The 22,680-nt window shown below is 34.0% G+C and carries 23 protein-coding genes and 1 other annotated feature; of the genes, 8 read left to right on the forward strand and 15 right to left on the reverse strand.

Annotated elements, in window-relative coordinates:
- Positions 1-212 precede the first annotated feature (212 nt).
- Positions 213-2,504 carry a glycoside hydrolase family 3 C-terminal domain-containing protein gene (locus DET63_RS19570; protein ID WP_113937575.1) on the reverse strand — a complete coding sequence of 764 codons (2,292 nt, stop codon included), beginning with the start codon at positions 2,502-2,504 and terminating at the stop codon, positions 213-215.
- A gap of 136 nt (positions 2,505-2,640) precedes the next feature.
- On the opposite strand from DET63_RS19570, the gene DET63_RS19575 reads away from it, so the two are divergent.
- Both DET63_RS19575 and DET63_RS19585 read left to right on the forward strand, forming a co-directional pair.
- A complete protein-coding gene (locus DET63_RS19575; RefSeq protein ID WP_113937576.1) occupies positions 2,641-3,876 on the forward strand; it encodes a helix-turn-helix domain-containing protein in 1,236 nt (411 codons plus the stop codon).
- A 363-nt stretch (positions 3,877-4,239) separates the two neighbouring features.
- Positions 4,240-5,433 carry a NupC/NupG family nucleoside CNT transporter gene (locus tag DET63_RS19585; RefSeq protein WP_002084844.1) on the forward strand — a complete coding sequence of 398 codons (1,194 nt, stop codon included), beginning with the start codon at positions 4,240-4,242 and terminating at the stop codon, positions 5,431-5,433.
- A 77-nt stretch (positions 5,434-5,510) separates the two neighbouring features.
- On the opposite strand, the gene DET63_RS19590 is transcribed toward DET63_RS19585, so the two are convergent.
- Together DET63_RS19590 and proB are read right to left on the reverse strand one after the other, a co-directional pair.
- On the reverse strand, positions 5,511-6,758 hold the full coding sequence (locus DET63_RS19590) for a glutamate-5-semialdehyde dehydrogenase (RefSeq protein ID WP_113937577.1): 1,248 nt from the start codon (positions 6,756-6,758) through the stop codon (positions 5,511-5,513).
- A 123-nt stretch (positions 6,759-6,881) separates the two neighbouring features.
- A complete protein-coding gene (proB, locus tag DET63_RS19595) occupies positions 6,882-7,985 on the reverse strand; it encodes a glutamate 5-kinase (RefSeq protein WP_113937578.1) in 1,104 nt (367 codons plus the stop codon).
- Between the two features lie 144 nt (positions 7,986-8,129).
- Positions 8,130-8,340 (reverse strand) — a binding site (T-box leader).
- Positions 8,341-8,679: 339 nt separating this feature from the next.
- Here proB and proC point away from each other — a divergent pair.
- Complete coding sequence (gene proC, locus DET63_RS19600) at positions 8,680-9,498, forward strand: pyrroline-5-carboxylate reductase (protein WP_113937579.1); 819 nt, start codon at positions 8,680-8,682, stop codon at positions 9,496-9,498.
- A 541-nt stretch (positions 9,499-10,039) separates the two neighbouring features.
- Here proC and desA read toward each other — a convergent pair.
- Entirely contained in the window at positions 10,040-11,071 is a 1,032-nt protein-coding gene (desA, locus tag DET63_RS19605) for a Delta(5) desaturase DesA (protein WP_113937580.1), read from the reverse strand.
- A 629-nt stretch (positions 11,072-11,700) separates the two neighbouring features.
- Between desA and DET63_RS19615 the strand changes: the two genes are divergently transcribed.
- The 3 genes from DET63_RS19615 to DET63_RS19630 all read left to right on the forward strand — a co-directional run bounded on the left by DET63_RS19615 (position 11,701) and on the right by DET63_RS19630 (position 13,764).
- Positions 11,701-12,291 (forward strand): hypothetical protein, encoded by a 591-nt coding sequence (locus tag DET63_RS19615; protein ID WP_113937582.1) that lies wholly within the window; start codon positions 11,701-11,703, stop codon positions 12,289-12,291.
- Positions 12,292-13,055: 764 nt separating this feature from the next.
- On the forward strand, positions 13,056-13,538 hold the full coding sequence (locus DET63_RS19625) for a DUF2975 domain-containing protein (protein ID WP_002032872.1): 483 nt from the start codon (positions 13,056-13,058) through the stop codon (positions 13,536-13,538).
- A 10-nt stretch (positions 13,539-13,548) separates the two neighbouring features.
- Positions 13,549-13,764: a helix-turn-helix domain-containing protein gene (locus tag DET63_RS19630; RefSeq protein WP_002084833.1), complete on the forward strand. Its 216-nt coding sequence runs from the start codon at positions 13,549-13,551 to the stop codon at positions 13,762-13,764.
- Between the two features lie 42 nt (positions 13,765-13,806).
- Here the strand turns inward: DET63_RS19630 and DET63_RS19635 are convergent, their stop codons facing one another.
- The 9 genes from DET63_RS19635 to DET63_RS19675 form a co-directional block, all read right to left on the reverse strand.
- On the reverse strand, positions 13,807-14,118 hold the full coding sequence (locus DET63_RS19635; protein ID WP_113937583.1) for a hypothetical protein: 312 nt from the start codon (positions 14,116-14,118) through the stop codon (positions 13,807-13,809).
- 114 nt (positions 14,119-14,232) lie between these two features.
- Complete coding sequence (locus tag DET63_RS19640; protein WP_113937584.1) at positions 14,233-14,619, reverse strand: DUF3887 domain-containing protein; 387 nt, start codon at positions 14,617-14,619, stop codon at positions 14,233-14,235.
- On the reverse strand, positions 14,616-15,299 hold the full coding sequence (locus tag DET63_RS19645) for a YhfC family glutamic-type intramembrane protease (RefSeq protein WP_113937585.1): 684 nt from the start codon (positions 15,297-15,299) through the stop codon (positions 14,616-14,618). The genes DET63_RS19640 and DET63_RS19645 overlap by 4 nt, the downstream gene beginning before the upstream one ends.
- 89 nt (positions 15,300-15,388) lie before the next feature.
- Complete coding sequence (locus DET63_RS19650) at positions 15,389-16,705, reverse strand: GHKL domain-containing protein (RefSeq protein ID WP_113937586.1); 1,317 nt, start codon at positions 16,703-16,705, stop codon at positions 15,389-15,391.
- Positions 16,705-17,439: a response regulator transcription factor gene (locus DET63_RS19655; protein ID WP_113937587.1), complete on the reverse strand. Its 735-nt coding sequence runs from the start codon at positions 17,437-17,439 to the stop codon at positions 16,705-16,707. The genes DET63_RS19650 and DET63_RS19655 overlap by 1 nt, the downstream gene beginning before the upstream one ends.
- A 178-nt stretch (positions 17,440-17,617) precedes the next feature.
- Positions 17,618-18,196, reverse strand: coding sequence for an HAD-IA family hydrolase (locus DET63_RS19660; RefSeq protein ID WP_113937588.1), 579 nt, complete (start codon positions 18,194-18,196; stop codon positions 17,618-17,620).
- 27 nt (positions 18,197-18,223) lie between these two features.
- Positions 18,224-18,802, reverse strand: a complete 579-nt coding sequence (locus tag DET63_RS19665; protein ID WP_113937589.1) for a kinase — start codon at positions 18,800-18,802, stop codon at positions 18,224-18,226.
- Positions 18,802-19,344 (reverse strand): GNAT family N-acetyltransferase, encoded by a 543-nt coding sequence (locus DET63_RS19670; protein ID WP_113937590.1) that lies wholly within the window; start codon positions 19,342-19,344, stop codon positions 18,802-18,804. Before DET63_RS19670 ends, DET63_RS19665 begins: the two co-directional genes overlap by 1 nt.
- A 15-nt stretch (positions 19,345-19,359) precedes the next feature.
- Positions 19,360-19,743, reverse strand: a complete 384-nt coding sequence (locus tag DET63_RS19675) for a VOC family protein (protein WP_113937591.1) — start codon at positions 19,741-19,743, stop codon at positions 19,360-19,362.
- A gap of 282 nt (positions 19,744-20,025) precedes the next feature.
- Between DET63_RS19675 and DET63_RS19680 the strand changes: the two genes are divergently transcribed.
- Positions 20,026-20,274 (forward strand): hypothetical protein, encoded by a 249-nt coding sequence (locus tag DET63_RS19680; protein ID WP_000433610.1) that lies wholly within the window; start codon positions 20,026-20,028, stop codon positions 20,272-20,274.
- 166 nt (positions 20,275-20,440) lie between these two features.
- Here the strand turns inward: DET63_RS19680 and DET63_RS19685 are convergent, their stop codons facing one another.
- Positions 20,441-21,550: a lactonase family protein gene (locus DET63_RS19685; protein WP_113937592.1), complete on the reverse strand. Its 1,110-nt coding sequence runs from the start codon at positions 21,548-21,550 to the stop codon at positions 20,441-20,443.
- Between the two features lie 191 nt (positions 21,551-21,741).
- Here DET63_RS19685 and DET63_RS19690 point away from each other — a divergent pair, with 191 nt between their 5' ends.
- Positions 21,742-22,038: a hypothetical protein gene (locus DET63_RS19690; RefSeq protein WP_113937593.1), complete on the forward strand. Its 297-nt coding sequence runs from the start codon at positions 21,742-21,744 to the stop codon at positions 22,036-22,038.
- A 104-nt stretch (positions 22,039-22,142) separates the two neighbouring features.
- Here the strand turns inward: DET63_RS19690 and DET63_RS19695 are convergent, their stop codons facing one another.
- Positions 22,143-22,679 carry a DUF2812 domain-containing protein gene (locus DET63_RS19695; protein WP_113937594.1) on the reverse strand — a complete coding sequence of 179 codons (537 nt, stop codon included), beginning with the start codon at positions 22,677-22,679 and terminating at the stop codon, positions 22,143-22,145.
- Between the last annotated feature and the right edge of the window lies 1 nt (position 22,680).

The following is a 22,680-nucleotide window of genomic DNA, read 5'->3' on the forward strand; positions in this document are numbered from 1 at the left end:
GCAAATGAGATTCTAACTCTCATTTGCCTTTTTGCGTGCTGGAGAAACATCCTACAATGAATTATTAAGCTTAATTAATATTCAACAAAGAATGTTCAATGGATAAAGTAAAACTTTAATCAATGGGATTTTTTCCCTCCCCCACTAATTATTAACCCAAACCAATCAGGCATTTCCGGGCCATTAATATGGGATAAAAAGTTCATTCATACTTATCGATTCATCTGCGCATCGTTCAATATCCAAATTATTTCACTTAACATTTCTTCTGTAAAAGCACCTGCGCTAAAGTTCACTAATGCTCGTAATGGCATATAGTTCAACATAGCATCCATCATTTCAGAGGCATCACTATCCCCTTCAGCCATACTACCAAACGGACTATCTTTTAATGCTTTTTCCATAAGCCCTTTTGCGATTGGTGCTAAGATTGGGTCCGTAAATATGTCCCCTAGTAACGTATTACGATGCACTGGTTTTTGAGTTATAGTCGTTGATTGAACATACATGCTATCATGTAAAACGATCTCTTTTGAAGACTTTCCTACTAAAATCTCGAATTCACCTGTTTCAACATGCCAGTCCTTTAATTCAACATTATAATAAGCAAATGATCTTTTATTTAAAGTAAAGCTAACCGTTTTTTCTTCTCCCGGCTGCAATTCTACTTTTTCAAATCCTTTTAGCTCTTTTTCAGGACGAGTCATACTACTTTCAACATCTTTTATATAAAGCTGAACAATTTCTTTCCCTGCTATACTGCCAGTATTTTTCACGTTCACACTGATAGAAACAGTGTCCGTATCCGTTATCTCTTTCTTATTTATTGAAAGATTACTATACTCAAAATTTGTATAGCTTAATCCAAAACCAAATGGGAACAACGGTTCAATATTTTTCGCATCGTAGTAACGGTATCCGACGAACACACCTTCTTTGTATTCCACTTTGTCCCCTTCACCAGGGAAGTTTAAGTAAGAAGGATTATCGCTTAACACTTTCGGGAATGTTTCCGCTAATTTCCCGCTTGGATTCGCATCACCAAATAATATATCGGCAATCGCCCCGCCTAATGCTTGGCCACCTAAATAGCCTTCAAGTATTCCTTTTACTTTACCTATCCATGGCATTTCAATTGGAGCACCATTACTTAAAACTACAGCGATATTACTTTGAACTTCAGCGATAGCCTCAATTAATTGCACATGATTTTCTGGCATCTGTAAATGCTTTCGATCAAAGCCTTCAGATTCATAACGATCTGGAAGTCCAACGAAAAGGACCGCTGTATCTGCTCGCTCTGCTATTTTTTTTGCTTCATTAACCATGCTTTCATTTACATCATCACTTGCAATGTCATAGCCTTGGGCAAATAATATGTTCGTTTTTTCACCTGATACCGTTTCAATTTCTTCGAGAATACTTTCAAGATTTGTTGGATTAATATGAGAGCTTCCGCCACCTTGAAAACGTGGTTGCTTTGCAAATCCTCCAATTACTGCTACCGTTCCCTCTTTTTTCAGCGGAAGAATGGAAGCTTCATTTTGTAACATAACCATACTTTCACTTGCAACTTCTCTTGCAAGCTGATGATGCGCGTTCTTACTATACACAGCGTTTTCTAATTGGTTATCATAAGCTTTAAAAATAATGTAAAGAAGACGCTCTGCCGCTTGATCAAGCTTTTCTACAGATAGCTCACCACAGTTAACTGCGTCGACAATTTTCTTCTCACCAATTCCAAAGCTTGAAGGCATTTCTAACTCCAAACCGTTAGCTAAACTTGCAACACGCTCATTTACTGCACCCCAATCAGAAACGACAAAACCTTCAAATCCCCATTCATCTTTTAAAATATCATTTAATAAATAGTTATTTTCCGAAGCGTATTCACCATTCACTTTGTTGTAAGCGCTCATTACTGTCCAAGGCTGTGCTTCCTTAATAACATCTTCAAAGCTAGCAAGATAGATTTCACGCAATGTTCTTTCATCAACAATTGCATCTACTGACATTCTGCGACGCTCCTGATTATTAGCAGCGAAATGTTTTAATGACGTTCCAACCCCTTGACTTTGTACGCCTTTAACATGGTTTGCAGCCATTTGTGATGATAAATACGGGTCCTCTGAAAAATATTCAAAGTTTCTTCCGCATAGCGGCGAACGTTTTATATTTGCACCTGGTCCAAGGAGAACTCCTACATTTTCAGCCTGACATTCTTCTCCTAATGCAACTCCTACTTGTTTTATTAATTCTTTATTCCATGTACTTGCTAATCCTACTGCTGAAGGGAAACAAGTCGCTGGAATACTGTTATAAATCCCTAAGTGATCTGCTCCCTCTGCCTGTTTTCTAAGTCCGTGTGGTCCATCAGTTACCATAATTGAAGGAATTCCTAATCGCTCAATCCCTTTTGTATTCCAAAAGTCTAATCCAGAACATAGACTTGCCTTTTCTTCTAATGTCATTTGTGAAATGATTTTCTTAATATCCCTTTTCATGATAGCCCTCCTAAAAAATAATTAAGTAAACGTTTTCTTAATGTCATTATAGTTATTATTTTTTAGATGTTATGGTATATTTTTTAGAATACTGGTAAAAAATTTAGCTGATTTTTAAAGAATAGAGGTTAAAATAATGAGTTTCTCCAAACTAGAGGATTTATATTATATTTGTAAACTAGTCTTTGACGTACATAAAACACCTGTCTATTTTCTTAATAACAATGGAGATTTAGTATTTGAAATCTCGTCCAATATTCAGCATAACCCTATGTATTCTTCAAAAGAGGCGATACTTAATGAAATATTTAAAGAACAGCCTCCCTTTACTTTTCCGTCATTAGAAGAGACAGCCTTTCTTGAAAATTTTTTCGCAATTAATCTGCGTTTGAACGACCAAATTAGTGGGAACATCATTGTTGGACCCGTCCTTTATTCCAGGCTATCAGAAACATCAATTAAAGGTATCGTTAATGATCTTCAACTAAAAATAGACAAAGAAGAAATGATTCGATATTATCGTTCTCTACCCGTATTAAATAATTTGAGTTTTTTAAATATAAGTTTAGTGCTTTATTACATGCTGTATCAGAAACAATTGAACATAGCAGATGTTCTGCAAAAAAACATGCTTGTAAAAAAGATGGAATTTAAAATTGAACAGCCTGAAATACATATATCGGAGCAACGACAAAGTACATTAACTCATATCGATCCACTAGCCGAGAGGAAAATATTTGAGTGTATTAAGCAAGGGAAAAAGGATGATTTAATTAAAAATCTAAGGAGATTACCTGAATCAGGAGAGCTTGGGGTGTTATCAAAGACGAGTCACCTGCGAAGCCAAAAAAATTCTGCCATTGCAGCTATTACACTTGCAACTAGATCTGCGATAGAAGGAGGACTTTTCCCTGAAATCGCATATACTCTTAGCGATTTATTTATACAAAAACTCGAAGAAATACATAAAAATGAAGCAATTGCCCCTTTTTTGGAGAATGCTTTACTTGAGTTTGCAGAACGTGTCAAAAATGGTACAATGCAGCAACATTCCAAACCTATAAACGAATGCCAAAATTATATATTTACTCATCTTTATGGTGATATTACACTAACTATCCTTGCAGAAATAGTCACATTAAACCCTAGTTATCTATCTTCCCTTTTCAAAAAAGAAGTTGGAATTTCTCTAAATGAATATATTCAGCGTGCCAAAGTAGATGAGTCAAAAAAGTTAATGACTTATACGAGACATTCTATATCCGAAATTTCTACATTATTAAATTTTCACGACCAAAGTCATTTTACAAAGATTTTTAAAAAACATACTGGTATTTCACCTAAACAATTTAAAAATGGATGCAGCTATTAATTCTCCTTCGTTCTACCAATAGATTTATTTTGTTGCTTTACATTATTAATACATATCCTTTATAAAGCGAAAAAACATTAATTTTTAGTACATAAATTGAAATAGACTAATCCCAAACATAATTTACATTCTTCATAACTTCTGATCATAATCCAAATTTGGAAGAATAGAGGCTTTTTTATATACAAATAATAAAGCGAAACTTTAATCAGTGGGAGTTTTGTCCATCCCCACTGATTATTAGCCTTCACCAATCGGGCATTTATGGGCAGTTAACTCCCACCAACTCCCTCGCATTCGCGAATTTTGAGGTGGAAGTCTTACTGCCTGTTAATGCGGGATAAGCCTCAAGGAGTTGTTGACATGCATTTCATATTAAATATGTTAGGGATTTTCGTTGTAATATTAATCGTTTTCCTATGTTCGCCTAATAAAAGAAAAATAAAATGGAGACCAATTGTTATTCTAATAATATTGGAGCTTTTTATTACGTGGTTTATGTTAGGCACGAAATTGGGCAGTATTATCATTAATAAAATTGCGTCATTTTTCAGTTGGCTACTATCATGTGCGAATGAAGGAATTCGATTTGTATTTCCTTCAGCTATGGAAAATCAAACAGTTGATTTCTTCTTTAGCGCCTTACTTCCTATCATTTTTGTTATCACTTTCTTTGATATTCTTTCGTATTTTGGAATCTTAACTTGGATTATTGATAAAGTTGGTGCAATCATTTCAAAGATTTCTCGTTTACCAAAGTTAGAAAGCTTCTTTTCCATTCAAATGATGTTTTTAGGAAATACGGAAGCACTTGCAGTTGTTCGTGATCAATTATCTGTGTTAAAAGAAAATCGTTTGTTGACTTTTGGAATTATGAGTATGAGTAGCGTCAGCGGATCCATTCTTGGTGCTTATCTATCAATGGTTCCAGCAACATATATTTTCAGCGCTATTCCTTTAAACTGTATTAACGCATTAATCTTGGCTAATGTTTTAAATCCTGTAGAAGTTACTAAAGAAGAGGATGTTATTTATTCACCTTCAAAAAATGAAAAAAAAGATTTCTTTTCTACTATTTCAAACAGTATGTTAGTTGGGATGAATATGGTTATTGTTATTTTAGCGATGGTAATTGGGTATGTAGCATTAACAGCATGTTTAAATGGTATTTTGAGCTTTTTTGTAACAGGTTTAACAATTCAAAAAATCTTCTCTATTATCTTTAGCCCCTTTGCTTTTTTACTCGGTTTATCAGGAAAAGATGCTATGTATGTAGCTGAATTAATGGGGATAAAAATAACAACGAATGAATTTGTTGCAATGATGGATTTAAAATCAAACCTAAAGTCTTTACAACCACATACAATTGCAGTTGCCACAACATTTCTAGCTTCTTTTGCAAACTTTAGTACAGTAGGTATGATTTATGGAACATACAATTCTTTATTTGGCGGGGAAAAATCATCAATAATCGGTAAAAATGTTTGGAAGCTTCTTGTTAGCGGAATGGCTGTTTCCTTATTAAGTGCTATGCTTGTGGGGCTTTTTGTATGGTAAATGAATAATTGTAATAAGATGAAGACACTTAAACTGAATTGGGTGTCTTCATCTTATTACTTGTTCTTTTATAATTCTTATCCCCGAATCTGTCCATTCCCACGAATCACATATTTTGTGGAAGTTAATGCAGGTAACCCCATTGGTCCCCTTACATGTAGCTTTTGTGTACTGATGCCAATTTCTGCGCCGAATCCGAATTCAGATCCATCAGTAAAACGAGTTGATGCATTATGATACAGTGCAGCCGCATCAACAGATGTGAAAAACTTACTGACGCTTTCCTCGTTTTCTGTAATAATCGCTTCGGAATGCATAGATCCATACGTATTTATGTGATGAATCGCTTCTTCCGTAGTGGAAACCACTTTAACTGCCAGTGTGAGAGATAAAAACTCTGTTTCCCAGTCTTCTTCTGAAGCTAATGCAATAGAAGAATCAATTGCCAATGCTTTATTATCACCACGTAGCTCCACGCCTCTTTCCTTCAAGGAAGAAAATAGCTCGCTACCAAATTGCTGCGCCCAATTCTCATGAAGTATAATCGTTTCAATTGCATTACATACAGATGGACGCTGCGTTTTTGCGTTTATAATAATATCAATTGCCATTTGTTTATTTGCTGTTTCATCAATAAAAATATGACAATTTCCCGCACCTGTTTCAAGTACTGGAACAGATGCTTCTCTCACTACAGTATCTATTAACTGCTTGCCGCCTCTTGGAATAAGAACATCCAAGTACTCATTCAATGTAAACAACTGCTTTGCACTATCGCGCGTTGTATCTTCTATGAGCTGCACACTTTCTGAAGGCAAGCTTGTTTGTTTGAGCGCCCGGTGAATAACGCTAACGATGGCTTTGTTAGAATGAATAGCAGAAGAACTACCACGTAGTATTACTGCGTTTCCTGTTTTTAAGCAAATTGTAGCAGCATCCACTGTCACATTCGGCCTTGCCTCGTAAATCATTCCGACAACACCAAGTGGTACGCGCATCTCCTGAATAGACAGTCCATTTGGTCGTTCCCATGCACTAACACATTCTCCAACAGGATCACGTAAATCAATTAGTTGCTTAATACCTTCAGTCATATCAATGATACGCTGTTCATTCAGCATAAGACGATCAAGAAGAGAATCAGAAAATCCTTTTGCCTTCCCTTCTTCAATATCCCGTTTGTTTTCCTCTAAAATATAAGCTGTTTCTACTATCATCTGATCAGCAATCGCAGCAAGTGCTTCGTTTTTTTGATTTGTAGATTTAAGTACAAGTTCTCTAGCAATTTCTTTCGCCTTTTTCCCCTTTGCCAACACTTCATTCATTTTTATTTCCTCCTTTTAAAAAGTTAATAAGTAAAAATTAAAGACCCGTTTATCTCCACCAACTAAGTGTTTCCCGCCTATGGAATTAAAGAATTTGAGCAGTGGACTCTGCCCTCGCTATTCTTAAAATGAAACCCAATGATCCCTATGGATAACTTCATAATTATGCCTTTCCCCTCTTGCTTGAATATCTTGGCTCTGCATACCTTTTAGATCCTTTAGTTCCTCTGCGCTATATGTGCATTGTCCTTTTCCTATTACGCGCCCTTGTTGCGTGATTACTTCCACGACTTCGCCCACTTGGAAAAATCCTGACACATTTGTAACACCAGCAGGAAGAAGACTCTTACCATGCTGAATGATTGCAGAAGCTGCCCCCGCATCTACTTCAATTTGTCCGCTAACAAGCGAATGCAAGGCGATCCATTGCTTGTTCATCTTAATCATTTTTTGAGGAGCATTCCCGATATATGTTCCATCACCTTTGCCCTTCATAACATCTAAAAACTTCTCCTGTCCACATCCCGTTCCGATAAATACACTCACTCCAAGAGATAGTGCCGTCTTTGCAGCATCGATTTTTGATTTCATACCGCCAGTCCCAAGTTTTGAGCCCGCATCTCCAGCAAGAGAAGCAATTTCTTCCGTTACCTCAGGAAGGAAATGATATTTTTTCGCACCCGCATTTTTCTGAGGATTTTGGTCATATAAACCGTTCACATCTGTAAAAATCATGAGCATATCTGCCGAAACAAGTCCGCTTACTAAAGCTGACAGCATATCATTATCACCGAACGTCAGCTCTTCTAAAGAAATGGAATCATTTTCATTGATTATAGGAAGAGCGGAACGATTTAGTAGCTCTCCTAAAGTAGCGTAAGCGTTACTGTATTGTTCTTTTCTAGAAAAGTCACTTCTCGTTAGTAAAAGTTGTGCAGTAACGATACCATATTTACGGAATTCCTCCGTGTACGCCTGCATTAATAAACTTTGCCCGACAGCGGCAGCAGCCTGTTTCCCTTTAATTGTCACAGGTCTGCTAGGATACCCTAGAGCAGAAAAACCTGCAGCGACTGCCCCAGATGTAATCAACAAAACTTCATGCCCTTCCTCTTTCAATCGTGCCAATGCAGCAACGTGATCTGAAAGTTGTTCTTTACAGATGCCTCCATGACTTGCTGCCAAGGAACTGCTCCCAATCTTTACAACAATTCTTTGCTTTCTCACTTTTTTATCCCCCAAGTCTAAAATCAAAGTTTTTATAAATTTCACTTCTATTCATACAGCTTACAGCGGCTTCTATTCTTATCAGTGCTGCACCTAGCCTATTAAAGAGCAAAATAAAAATGACCACTTCGCCCTTAATAAAATAAAAAGGACGAAACGGTCATTGTTCCGCGGTACCACCTTAATTGATATACATAGATATCCACTTGGCGCCTATAACGCAGGCGAACGCCTAAACTTTCATTTAAGACTCAGGGATAGGTTCGATATATTCTATACGAGGAATCTTTCAGCCGGTGAATTCCACTCTCTTTCGCAAGAAGACATATGTACTATTTCCCTTCAACGATTTTCGGTTTAATTTTTTATATTATGCGATATAATTTGATTTGGTGTCAAGAAGTATTTTTAAAAATAAATAGAGCGGCAAGTTACCTGTATGAATTTATTACCCTACTGAATGAAAATACAAATCGATATAAGTTTAACTCATATTCATCAACATAAAACCTAAAATTAAAGTGTATATATTTACATATTGTCGAATATAATTGATTTTCAACTTTTGGTGTTGCAAAAAGGAATATATTCTCTTAGAATGTTTCTTTATATTGCATGGAGATGTTATTGTTATTTTAAGATAACAATTTCAAAATGATATAATTTATTATAAAAGGAGCAAGATTGAGTTATTATGGATAAACAAATTGGATTCATCGGTTGCGGAAATATGGGAATGGCTATGATTGGTGGGATGCTAAACAAAAAGATAGTGTCTGCAAATAATATTCTTTGTTCGGATTTAAACACTACGAATTTAAAAAATGCTAGTGAAAAATATGGGCTAACTACAACTACTGACAACAATGAAGTAGCTAAAAATGCTGATATTTTAATTTTATCAATTAAACCAGACCTATACGCATCAATCATTAACGAAATAAAAGAAATAATCAAAAACGATGTTATCGTCGTAACGATCGCTGCCGGGAAAAGCATTAAAAGTACTGAAGAGGCTTTTGCTAAAAAATTAAAGGTTGTAAGAGTAATGCCTAACACCCCTGCTCTTGTTGGAGAAGGAATGTCTGCGTTATGCCCTAATGAAATGGTGACAGAAAAAGATTTAGAAGATGTGCTAAACATTTTCAATAGCTTTGGTCAAACAGAGATCGTAAGCGAAAAATTAATGGACGTTGTAACATCTGTAAGTGGTTCGTCGCCAGCATACGTATATATGATTATAGAAGCGATGGCAGATGCAGCTGTATTAAATGGTATGCCTAGAAATCAAGCATATAAATTCGCTGCTCAAGCTGTGTTAGGCTCTGCAAAAATGGTACTAGAAACAGGCATACATCCAGGTGAATTGAAAGATATGGTTTGTTCCCCTGGCGGAACAACGATAGAAGCTGTAGCAACATTAGAGGAAAAAGGCTTACGAACAGCCATCATTTCAGCTATGCAGCGTTGTACGCAAAAGTCTGTTGAACTATCTAGGCAAACTAAAAAGTAATAAATAAGTGTAAAGAAACCCACTTTAAATACATTCACATATCTTTAAACAGTTTTAGACTATATGTACATTACATTTACATACTCCTCCTTTTTCACCAGTAACTGAACGGACAAATTCAAGGATAATTGAGTTTGTCCGTTTTGTATTTTGTTATCTTAAAATAATTTCACTGTTCTTATTATCATTTATTTTATAGCGTAATACCCTTTTATCATTAAGGTAACATCATTTTTATATGTATTTTCTGCAGATTGTATTAAGTTTTAAATCATACGTTTCTTGTAAAAGACATGATACATACCAGATGAAATATACTCAGAGACTAAGCATAATATCTATTGAAAAAAGTAATATCAATCGCCTCAAATTGTTAACATAATATTTTTATCGTCCTCTAATATTAATACCTACTATTCCTAATCCACCTCCATTACAATTTAAATCATTTAAGTTTTCTACATATCGTGCATCTACTAGTTAAACAAAAACTCCCCTTAAATCGAAAATGATTAAGGGGAGTCAGTCATATTTGATGAAGTTATAGTTCTGATTTTACTGGAATAGAAACATTGTTTTTCACTAATTTTTTGGCGTCTTTAAAGCTAACAAAATTGTTGTTTTGCTCATCCCAAAGACGGAAACGGAGTGACCGCAAACTTGTAGCAAGAGTAATCGTTGGTACATTCTTTAAAGGAAGCGTATTATTGTGTGCCTCTTCTAGTTTATAGTTAGGTACTCTTGGACTTAAATGGTGAACATGATGAAATCCAATATTACCAGTTAAAAATTGCAAGATTTTAGGTAGTTTATAAAAAGAACTTCCTTCCACTGCCGCTTTCACATATTCCCACTCTTTATCTTCTTCAAAATAAGAATCCTCGAATGTGTGCTGTACGTAAAACAGCCAAATACCTATTGAACCTGCTATTAAGAATATGGAACCATGTACTAAAAGAAACGATTGCCATCCGATTGCCCAGCAAAGTAACCCTACTAAAGCAACAATTAAAACATTCGTCAAATAGGTGTTCATGCGTTCCTTCTTTCTAGCACCTTTTCTGTTAAATCTATTTTTAAGTAGAAAAACATAAATCGGACCTAACACAAACATAACGAATGGGTTGCGATATAAACGATATGCTAAACGGAGTCTAAATGGCGCTGCCAAATATTCATTCAATGTAAGCGTCCAAATATCTCCTGTACCTCGCTTATCCAAATTACCACTTGTAGCGTGATGAACGGAATGCTCATGCCCCCATTGATCAAACGGGAATAAAGTTAAAACACCCATACATGTCCCTACTATTCTATTTACACGACGGCTTTTAAAGAAAGAATGATGGGTACAATCATGAAAAATAATGAAAACCCGTGTCATAAATCCAGCGGCTAACACAGCTGGAACTAATGCTAACCAATAAGAAACGGACAAACTTTTATAAGCAAGGTACCATAAGATAATAAATGGCACTACCGTATTGATGATTTGCCAAACACTTTTTTTTGCCGTTGATTTTTCAAAAGGAGCAACTTGTTTTTTTAAATTTTTAGTATTTTGTAAGGTCATTTTTTCTAATTCCTTTCCTTTATGTTGCTAATTCGTATTATAACACATTATTAGTAGCAGGTGTTATACGTAGGTATAATAAATATTTTATACTATGAAAATCTCTTTTTTCTTACTCATTCCTTACAAATTACTTACGTCCAGAATAGCTTCTATTATAGGATAGAAGGAGCATTTGTGCCGGAAATTTCGAAGTTTTTCCAAATAAATATATTAATTAAAAAGAAACACAGAATTTTTCCACTTCTGTACTGCCCCGTTTCCACAATCAGAAGTGAACTGTCCCATAAGTCGGTGTCACCGACTTTGATATGCTCCTCTTAGTCTCGTAATGTTTACTTGTTGCAATTGATTTTACCGGAACTGGATCTATTTCATGAAACTAATCAAATTACATTTCAAATAAAAAACTAGTCTATTTTGAAAACTTCCCTCACTTTTATTTAACTGTTATTCTATATAAAATATAAAAATTCAACGTCCGTTTATTTAATTTTAAATCTATGATATATTCAAAATATTAATCACACAAAGTTAATAAAATGAAAACAAGGGAAATTTATGAAAAAATATATTTTATATTCATACTAAAATCACATAGTTTTTAATATAGAAAGGAGATTCAAAATTTGAATAAGAATTTAACCAAAATTACATTAATAAGCGGTCTCGCTCTTATACTTTATCATTTTTTCAAATGGTATTTAGTTGAATTCCTTACCCCATTTGTTATGCCATTTCTTTCAATAATAGTTCATGGATTGTTTTTCTTGATATTAATTTTCACAATCATACATCTTATCAAATACAAAAATTGGAAACCGTTAATTATTCAATTAATCATAATAATTACTTGGATATGTATACCATTTAATGAGATTTATATAAATTTAGATTTTATTATCTATAAAGAAGACCGTGAAAAAGTTATAGCACGTATAGAACATAAAGAGTTAACTCCTAATGTTCATTATGATAGTAGACAAATTCATTTACCTAAACAGTTTGCATCCACTTCCAAAAACGGTGGGGATGTAATTATTCAACAAAATAAAAATGGTATTTCTGTTTTCTTTTTTACTTATCGTGGTATATTAGATAATTTTTCAGGATTTATTTATACACCAAATGATACTAAACCAAACAAATACGACTTTAATAATGAATATAAAGAAATCACAAAAATAGAAAAAAACTGGTATTATGTCACATCATATTAAAGAACACAAAAATTTTCTTTTAATTATATTAAAAACATACCGTATTTATAGAAAGGGAATGCTTGTATACTATATACTGATCTGTACTGCATTCCCTAATTAGGCCCGAAACGGATTCTTGTCGTATTAGCTCATTCAAGGTGATGCAATTTTTTTACAAGCGATACATCTTTTTTATCATATACGTCGCTTTAACACCACTCAATATAGAGGTTGCTGTTTCAAATGACTCGAACCTTAACATAGGAGTAGCATCACACATCCATCAACTTAAGAATTTTCTCGTTTTGGATTATTTGTTTTTCTCAGCTTGATTGTGACAGGGCACTGCCAACAAAAAGCGATTTTCGTACGCTAAGCAATCTTTTATATAAAAAAGCCGATTTCTTGTAATCTAAAGGATAATCGGCTTTTTACTGTTCATTTATTTGTAGTAGTTGAAGAAATTCTAAAGATATAATCATATTAATTATTATCTATAAAGTGAAACTTTAATCAGAGGGTTTTTTTTCAATCCCCACTGATTATTAGCCTTCACCAATCGGGCTTTTACGGGCAGCCCGACTCCCACAAATAGCGGGATAAGAACGACTTAATCGTTACTTTTAACATAACATCATTTACAGAAAGAAGGAATGATTATCTTTATTAAAATACAAAATTGGTTTAACAATAAAAACAAGATTATAATAAATAAAAATTTATTGTTAAACGATAAATTTCATGTTAGATTAAATAGATAATTAATAAATGAGGTGCTTTATATGAAACAAGGATCAACACTCTTTTTAAAGACAGCTATTATTCTGATTGGAATCCCTGTTCTTGCTTTATGTATATTTTTAGTTCCTAACATAGGGAAATATGCAGCAGAATTGTTCCCGGATATTGCATTTATAAAATATCTTGTTTTAATCAATCTATATGCAACCGTGATACCTTTTTATTTTGCTCTATATCAAGCCTTTAAACTTGTAAGCTTCATTGACAAGGGTAACGCTTTCTCGAAATTATCTGTTAGGGCTTTAAAAAAGATAAAAAACTGCGCAGTAACAATCAGTATTTTATATGTGGTAGGTATGCCACTCTTCTATCTTGTAGCAGAGAGAGATGATGCACCAGGTATTATTATACTTGGTATGCTCCTAATCTTTGCTTCAATGGTTATCGCAGTCTTTGCTGCCGTTCTCCAAAGACTTTTAAAAGATGCGATAGATATAAAATCAGAAAATGATTTAACGGTCTGAGGTGAATAACATGGCAATAATAATTAATATTGATGTAATGTTAGCTAAAAGAAAAATGAGTGTAACAGAGCTTTCGGAGAAGGTTGGAATTACAATGGCTAACCTTTCTATATTAAAAAATGGAAAAGCAAAAGCAATTAGAATTACAACTTTAGATGCTATTTGTAAAGCATTAGAATGCCAGCCTGGGGATATTTTAGAATATCAACCTGAAGATAGCGAATAAAAAAGAGTCCTTCTCGTAATGAAGGACTCTTTTTATCGCTCATTAAGGCGCAAAACTTATTTGCCCAGTAAACAATAAGATAATCGCGATAATCCAAAAAATAAAAAATGATGAGGAAAGTATTAATGAGATAATTGCAATTGCCTTCTTCTCTGTTTGTTTCGTCATTGTAATTATTGAAAGTATAATACCTACACCTGTAAGAGCAATCGTTACATAATCTCCAACTATATTTCCCGCATTCGCTATTCTCGTCGGAGTTATAAAAACGAATAAAAAACACATAATTCCGATGAGTAAAGATATATAGCTTATTATACTGTACTTCTTTTTGGGAACTATTTCGATTTTCATAATACCCACCCCTTTTATATAGCTATGTGTTCATATTAGCATGAATAACCATAATTTGGTTAAAACAAAAAAACAGATAAAGTGGACACAACCACCTTATCTGCCATTACATTTCTACCTAATTACTAACCCAGCTATTTCTTCTTTATCGTTATAAGTTACGATAAAGGTACGTTGTTCTTTACTATACTTTGCTACAAGAATAACAGTATATAAACCATCTTTTTCTTCAATCGATTTTTTCTCAATTTTTTCGAATGTACCAGCTTTTTCAATTATAGGAGTAAGTTCTTTCATTTGCTCTTCTGATAAGGCTGATTTCATTTTACTATCAAATTTTTCATGTACTTCTTTATACTTAGCTTCATTTAGTAACGTTACAATCTCTTCCGCTTTCGGAATAAACTTTTTTGAAGTACTTTCATCTACTTTATTACCAGTACATGCTGCAAGTGCGAACGCCGCAATAGCACTTATAATAATGAGTAACATTCTTTTCATTTTAATACACCCTTTCTTTTTAAGATGAAACTATAACTAAATAGAAGTAAAGCACAAATTGCTATTGAAACTTCTGACATAATGATCCCGTTTTTCCCTGGTACATATAGAGATATAATGCCAGCTAATGCATTTGCGGTCCCATGGATGAGAATTGCATATACAACATAACGGAATTTCTTTTGGACGACAGCTTGTAATACAATGAAGGAAAGTCCAATATGCAATATCATCGCGAAGATGCGCTCAATACCGCCGAAATAGTAACTGTCACCATTTTGAATGACTGTTTGTGACAATAATAGAGATATTACCGGGATACCAACTATCAACACCGCCTCAATACCACCGTGCCCTACTCCGAATAAAAATCCAGACTGCCAATCTCGTTGTTTCATAAAATAACGTATTGCGATAAAACGGGCTACCTCTTCAAAAATACCAGCTGATAAACTAAGCAAAAATACAAGTAATACAGGCTGCATTACTGAAAACATTTGAAAATCTGTGCTAGTTCCATTTACATAATTCAGTATTGGTATGCGGATCAATATTTGTGATACAACAAAAGCCAATACACCTAACATATACGGGATATAGCGTTTCTTCCAAACAGCATAGAAAAGTGCTACAAGCGGTAAACCAAAGCTAATCATTGTTGTAAAAATAAGACCATTCATCTCGCTTCACCTCTTACTTAAAGTGTATATAAACGAGTGAAGGAAGTATGTAGTTCTTTCCTATTCGGTTTCATTTTCATCATAGATGGTCATTTCATCTCTTTTAATATGAGTGTTTGCGTGAAATAAGGACTTACATAAGTTGTTTCTAACGTCGCGTTATTTGTTTTATTCATAATCCGTTTTAACGAAAATAGCCCGTATCCTCTCGATCCTGCTTTACTTGAATGGTTTTTCTCATAAATTTTTTGCAAATCAATCGCTTCACTCTTTGAACTATTACGTACGATAAAATATTGTTGTGAATCCATTTCAAAAAATGCGATTTGCAATATCTTTTCCTCACTATGTACTGCCTCTTCAATTGCATTGTCTACTAAAACTGAAATGATGCGAATAAATGAAATGATCGTCATCGAAACACTTTCAATTTTCTCCGGTATATCAAGCATTACTTTTATTTGTTGTTGCTGGGCAGTGCCAACTTTCGCTCTCAATACACTTCTCACTTCAGGAATATGTATGCGAGATAATTTCGCAAGATCAAGTTCATGATCATTTATTGTTTTTAACGTAGGAGCTATAACGTCATAGTACACTTGCTCAATTTCTTTCACATTTTTCGTACGTATTCCCTCTTCTAACGATAGTAATACATTCATATAATCGTGACGGAAACTAGCAAGCTCATCATGCATATCCTCTAATTTCTCCACATAATCTAATAACTCTTTATCTAAACGTTTTTCATGCTCTTCTTGTAACTTTGCTTTCGATAAATGTGAACTTATAAGTACTATGATGACTAATAATAAAAATACAATAATCGCTGAAATATAACTTACATCACTGTATTGTTGATTTAACTTTGCTAAAAACGCAGAAGATGGCCGAGTTAAAATTAGTTCAATAATAAATCCAACAATTAATAATATATAAGTTACATAGTATAGCCGACTACCTACTATATATTGAGCAATTTTTCGGATTCTTTTCCGAGCTACAAAAATACCGATAAAAGTAAGTGTCGATACGATAAGATGAATAATACTACCTGTCCATAAATATAAATTGAATGTTGTTAACATAAAGATTTTCATTCCTAAATCAAATAGCAACATTTTCACTAACGTTATAATCACCATACTCACTAGTGCAAAATATACATTATGCTTAAATTTCAATTCATTTTGCATTAATCCTAAACTTATTAAAAATAACACAATAGTACTATTCAACTCTGGGTATCTCGTTACTGTTACGACAATAGCCAGTAAAATAATGAATACTGCACTTAAAGCTATTAACATTCTATATGACAATCTATTGTACCGGATTAATTGAATGTATAAAAACGTATGGCTTATACTAGTAAGCAGTATTGCAAATAAATCATAAATATACATTACATCTCACCCTTTAATATGTTACGTACTTTACTCAATAAACGACGTGATACTGGAATGCGTTTCCCGCTTTTTAAAACTATCATTTTTTGCTTCGCATCGTAATAAGACATTTGCTTCGTATTCACGATATATGATTGATGACAACGAAATAAACGTTCATCTATTATTTCTATCTCCTTTAATGTTCCATAAAAATAAACGATACGATCTAACGTCACTAATGCTAAACGGTGCGGTTCATCAGTCATAACATATTCAACTTCATGAAACGGAACCCGCACAGTCGCATTACTATTTTCAACGATAAAATCATCAGATGGAATAATATGCTTATTACGCGCTTCATATTGGAGTAAACATTGTTCAAAAACGTTACACCTCTCCTCGTATGGCAACCCTTTATCAATAAAAGTTAAAGCTGATACCATGTATTGATATGAAATAGGTGCAAATTCAGAATGCGTCGTTACAAACACAATAATTCCTTGCGTATCATACTTTCGTATCTCTTGTGCCACTTGTAACCCTTTATGTTCTTCTCTTTTTATCTCTATATCTAAAAAATAGATTGGGATATACTTCGCCTTAGGAATGTTAGTAATGATGTTTTCACTTTTACTAGTTACCTCTATAAAATCAAAAGGCAACATATACTCCTCACAAATCTCTTCAACTAGCCGCTTCATTTGCTGTGCTTGTATGACATCATCTTCTAAAATGAAAATACTCATGTGATCACTCGCTTTATTGAAATCTTTTCATCTATAAATTTATCTATAACTATATAATTCAAATCGTTATACCAATCTCCTCCTAAGTACTAGAAAGTATTAATTTTCTATATTTTTTATAAAGCATAGAAAATAACCTCTACTTTCAAGCAAAAAGTAAAGGTTTTATTTGAATTATTTATAAAATAACCTCTCTATCAATCACTACGTTAAAAAATTCCGAGTAATGCGATAAAGAATAATCCGCTACATCACAATTCCCTTGAAACATACATGTTGAAATACCTAATTCTTTTGCAGGTAATAAATCTAATTCTCTATCACCAATAGCTAAATCAATACTGTGCTTTTTATGCAAATGATCATAAGATAAAGTGTTCGGTTTTCGGGGGAAACCATCGTCAATTGTAACCATGTCTACGAAGTATTTCTCCCAGCCGTAATGATTTAATATAGATAATACCCCCGCTCTATCTTTATGAGTCATAATTACATTTTTATCGGCAAACTTTAATACCTCTTCCACTTTTTCAAATGGTTTTATATCTTCTATCATAATGCGACTCTCTAATACATCAATTTCACTTAATTGTTTTTTAGATATTTTATAATAATCAATTGTGTGAGAAAATGAAACCTTTAACTTTGTATAGATTTCCTCTTCACTTATTTCCTTCCCTAAAACTTGAGAAAGAATTTTTGTATATACCGGATACGTATCAAATAACGTCCCATCAAAGTCCCACAAAATATTCATTTCATTCACCCTTCTATTTTCTAATCACTAAATAACTAAATCCGCCCTATCCCTCGGCGATTCCGCTTCCCAATAATACTCCTCAGCTTTCCAATACCTACTTTGAAATTTTGAAAGGTTCTTCTGCGTTTCTGGACTTTCACGTAGAAACCTTGTCTCTCTTGAACAATCCAAATACACCATATAATGAAAGAAATCTCTCCATTCTTTTCGCTGCAGAAAAACGCCTTCTACAATTATTACACCTACTAAAGGAAGCTGTATTTCTTTCATTTCACATGAATCTGTTTCATCATGATAAAAAGGTAATTCTAATTCAATGTCGCTTTGTAACTTTTGAAACAGGTTTCGCAGCAACCAATCAATATCCCATTGAAGGTTGTAGTACTCATACCACTCTTCAAATCCAGTATTATATCGCTCGTTACGCTCGGTAATGTGATCATCAATATGAAAAATATGAAACGAGATTCCATTTCGTTTCATATTTTCTTCTAATTTTTTAACCAATGTTGTTTTACCCGAACGACTTAGTCCATCTATACCTAGTATAAATCGTTCATCTTTATGTTCCTTAATAACTTTCATTATTTCATTTGTGCTCATTACTTTTGCCACTCTTCTTTTAATAATGAATAAACGACCGTGTCATGAGCAACATCATTTTGAATCATATATTTTCGAAGTAATCCTTCTTCTTGAAATCCGACTTTTGTCAATAAATTACGGGAAGCTTCATTTTCTATATATACGACAGCTGCAATTCTTATAAATTGCAACGTTTCAAATCCGTAAGCTAACATTGCTTGCAGTGCTTCGGTTGCGTATCCTTGCCCCCAATGTGTATCATCTAGCTCATAACCAATTTCAGCTCGTTTATGATGATTGTTAATTAAATGAAACCCACACGTACCAATTAATTGATCCGTTCCTTTCTTCTCTATTCCCCAGCGAAATACGCTTCCCTCTTCATTACGCTTTCTAAACGTTTGAATTGTCGTTTTCGCTTGCTCAATATTTTCGAAAGCATCCATCCCAAAATAACGAATAACGGATTCTTTTGAAAAATAATGGAACATCGTTTCTGCATCTAACAGTGTAAGTTCTCTTAATAGTAAACGTTCTGTCTCTAATTTTGGAAACCCCATCCTCTTTTTCTCCTTCTATTCTAATGAACTACAAATTTCAATATAATTACCGTCTGGATCGGCAATGTAAGCAATTGTTTGTCCCCACGGTTTTACGATTGGCTCAACTAGAACTTTAACCCCTTGTTCTTTTAATTTCTCAATCGTTCCCTTTACATCTTCTACAACAAACCCTAACTCAAAATGAGAAGATTGTAGTACACCTTCTGTAAGAGGTAGTCCCGTTAACTCCTTAACATCCTCTCGTGTATTCATCGCTAAAACTGTTGCTCCTGTTTCAAATTCAATATATGTACCGTGCTCTGCTCTTATTGGCAATCTTAAAATTTCTTTATAAAACTGAAGACATTGCTCAAACTTTTCTACATATAAAATAATGTATTTCATTTTTAAGTTCATAATTATTCCCCCTTAACCTTCACCTTTAAAAATTCGACAAATGTTTTTAAAAACCTTGTACCTTATTGAGATGAGCACAAAAAAATGAGGCCGATTTCTCGGCCCCCCAGCTTATTGGCATAAAACAGGAGATTTGGTTTGGACATAACCAGTTCTTACATTTATTATATTTTATTTTTTCTGAATTTTAAATATAATAAATACCTATTTATGTTGAGAAAGTTTTTTTACTTGCATAAAATCATACCGCTTAAGAAATGCTACAAATGGAGGTGTATACATATGGAACCAATGCTATGTCCAAGTTGTAAAACGAACCGAACTCGCTTTAATATTCTTGAGCAACAAGTAAAACCAGTAAAATTAAATCCGCAAACTGGTCAAGTAGAAGAAGAATACACAAATGAAACGATGAACGCTTTTCATATGGCTTATCAAGGACCTACTTACCGCGTCCAATGTGCTGTATGCGGGCTTGTTGAAAACCCAGAGCAATTTATTAAACCGGCTCAAAATCAGTCTTTCTCTTAAACATTTCCCTACCCCCTATCAATTTTCTATAGGGGGTTTTTCCATTTTACATAAGCAAGGTGGACAATTGCTGTTTAATCAAAGGTTTCTAATTCATCTACATGTCTACTATTCATACACCGTCATATATTTTTCTTTTCCACACAAATATAGCGGCCCAATAGAATCAAAGAACAGCTAAGCCTTGCGACCCAAAGTAAGGAAAATTTGATGAAGCAACAACCTGCAACCTTACTAGACTACCATCACTTTGAATATTAAATACTGACACTGTACCCTGATTTCCATTAAGGGTGTAAAAATGTCGTCCATCTTTACTCACTCCAACATCCATCGGAAGACCCGGTGCCGTCCCCGGCGGTGTACTAGTAATATGCCTTACTACTGACACTACTCCATTGGGGGCGATTTGGTAGGTGGAGATGGTGCCACTTAAAGTGTTCGTAGTGTAGGCAAAACGTTCATCCTTCGTTGTTATAACCCAACAGGCAGTTTTATATCCGTTTTGTACAGAGCCGCTGATTACATGAAGAGTACCGTCATTGCTCAAGGAATAAGATGACAACGCATTTGAAACTGCTTCTGTAACTAAGAGAATTCCGGACGATAGAAAGTAAGCACCCAATGGGCCTTTACCGTAAGAATCATTAACAATTGGTCCTGTAACCGTACCATCTTTATTTACATGGAAGACACTGAGATGGTTTGATGTAAGCTCGGAGACAACAATTTTACTACCATCCGGGGTGAAGAGAACTTGTGCGGGCTGAGCATTAAAGGTACTGAGAGCATGAGTGGATCCTGGAATAAGTGTAAGGTTTCCCTTATCATCTATGTGAAATCCAGTAATATTTGATGCAAAATTGTTTGCAGCATTACCTACATTGGAGACATAGAGAAGATTACCATACACACCAATGCTATTGGGCTGAGCACCTCCTGATGACTTTACATCCACGAAAGTCGGCACCCCGTTATCTGCTATGATAAAACTACTGATACTATGGCTGCCTGCGTTAACTGCAAATAGGAACCGACCATCACGGGACAAAGTCAGAGAACCTTGTGATGCTAGAGGATCTATACCATCGTTTGCCGTTTCTGTAGAAACTTCCTTTATACCAGTACCTCTTCCGTAAGTTCGGTAAGAACCCACAAAGGTGAGCATTCCATTCGTATCCATATGAAAAGCAACAATGTGATTCATTACTTCATTATTAGTCATCATGTATACCATACTCGCACGAGCACGAAAATAATTGTTCATTCTCTGCATTTTATGACTCTCCTCCCTTCATAATTTTATATGGTTCTTTTTCCATTTAAATTCCCATGCAAATGGAAATTGATTTAGAAATATCTCTTACTCATCTCGTAGTTTCTTTAAGTGAAATCCTTATTCACTTCCATATTATATTTTCAACCCCACACTCTTTTGGTAATATTTACATAAGAGAGGTGAAATTAATGATTTTAAATAAAAAGTTAATGATTCCATCTACATTTCTACTATTAACTTGTCACATAGGTATTTTTTACTTTTGGATTTTCGATTGGAAGAAGATAACAGCTCCTTACGGTCTAGCTATATGGATTGTTTCTACTGTTTGCGGCTTTTTACTTTATTACCACTTTAAACATCAAAAATCTAATAAAATAGTCTTAATTGGTAGTTCATTATTATTAATCGTTTCTTCATCATTTATGATTTTTTTAGGTATTATCACTGGTATTATCTTTGTAACTGTTAGTTCTATGCCTTAAATATATAGTTTTTTATTATGTAAAAAAGAGTGAACAAAATAGAATTACATAAAAATTAAAGAAGATGATTCCGATAATCATCTTCTTTTAAAATCCACTCTTTATTATAATATTTCGCTTTTCAATTTCTTAATTTTCCAAGAGAGCCTTATAAAGAGATACATATACATACAACCAACAAACCCCAGCATAACTTTCGCCCAAATTGGCACTCTTGATTCTGTTGAACTTAAAAATGCGTTATACATTGAGGGTAATATAGTTATTGAAATAAAGGCAAAAAATTGTAGTAATTCCTTCATTTTTTGTACCTTCGTTTCCTTTTCTGAATAAATATCAGGCAACTCTTTTTCCTCTTCTACATCTTTACAAAAATAATTCCACTTTGCAAAACTCGTTACATGTTTCCATCCACACATTTCATATATTTCAATATATTCTTTTTGTTTTTCCATTGAATCTTTATAATCCAATCTAAAATCCGCTTTATATACTACATCTTTCGGCTTAGTTTTCTGAAACGTATACATTATATTATATTTTTGTAATGCCCAGCCTTGTTGGTGCATATCCCGTAAAAAAGCTTCTTCTTTTTCTAAGCTCCATACCGCGAAAGGTTTGAATATCTTCTTTGTCTCCATC

Source organism: Bacillus sp. DB-2, assembly GCF_003315125.1.
GTDB classification, from domain to species: domain Bacteria; phylum Bacillota; class Bacilli; order Bacillales; family Bacillaceae_G; genus Bacillus_A; species Bacillus_A mycoides.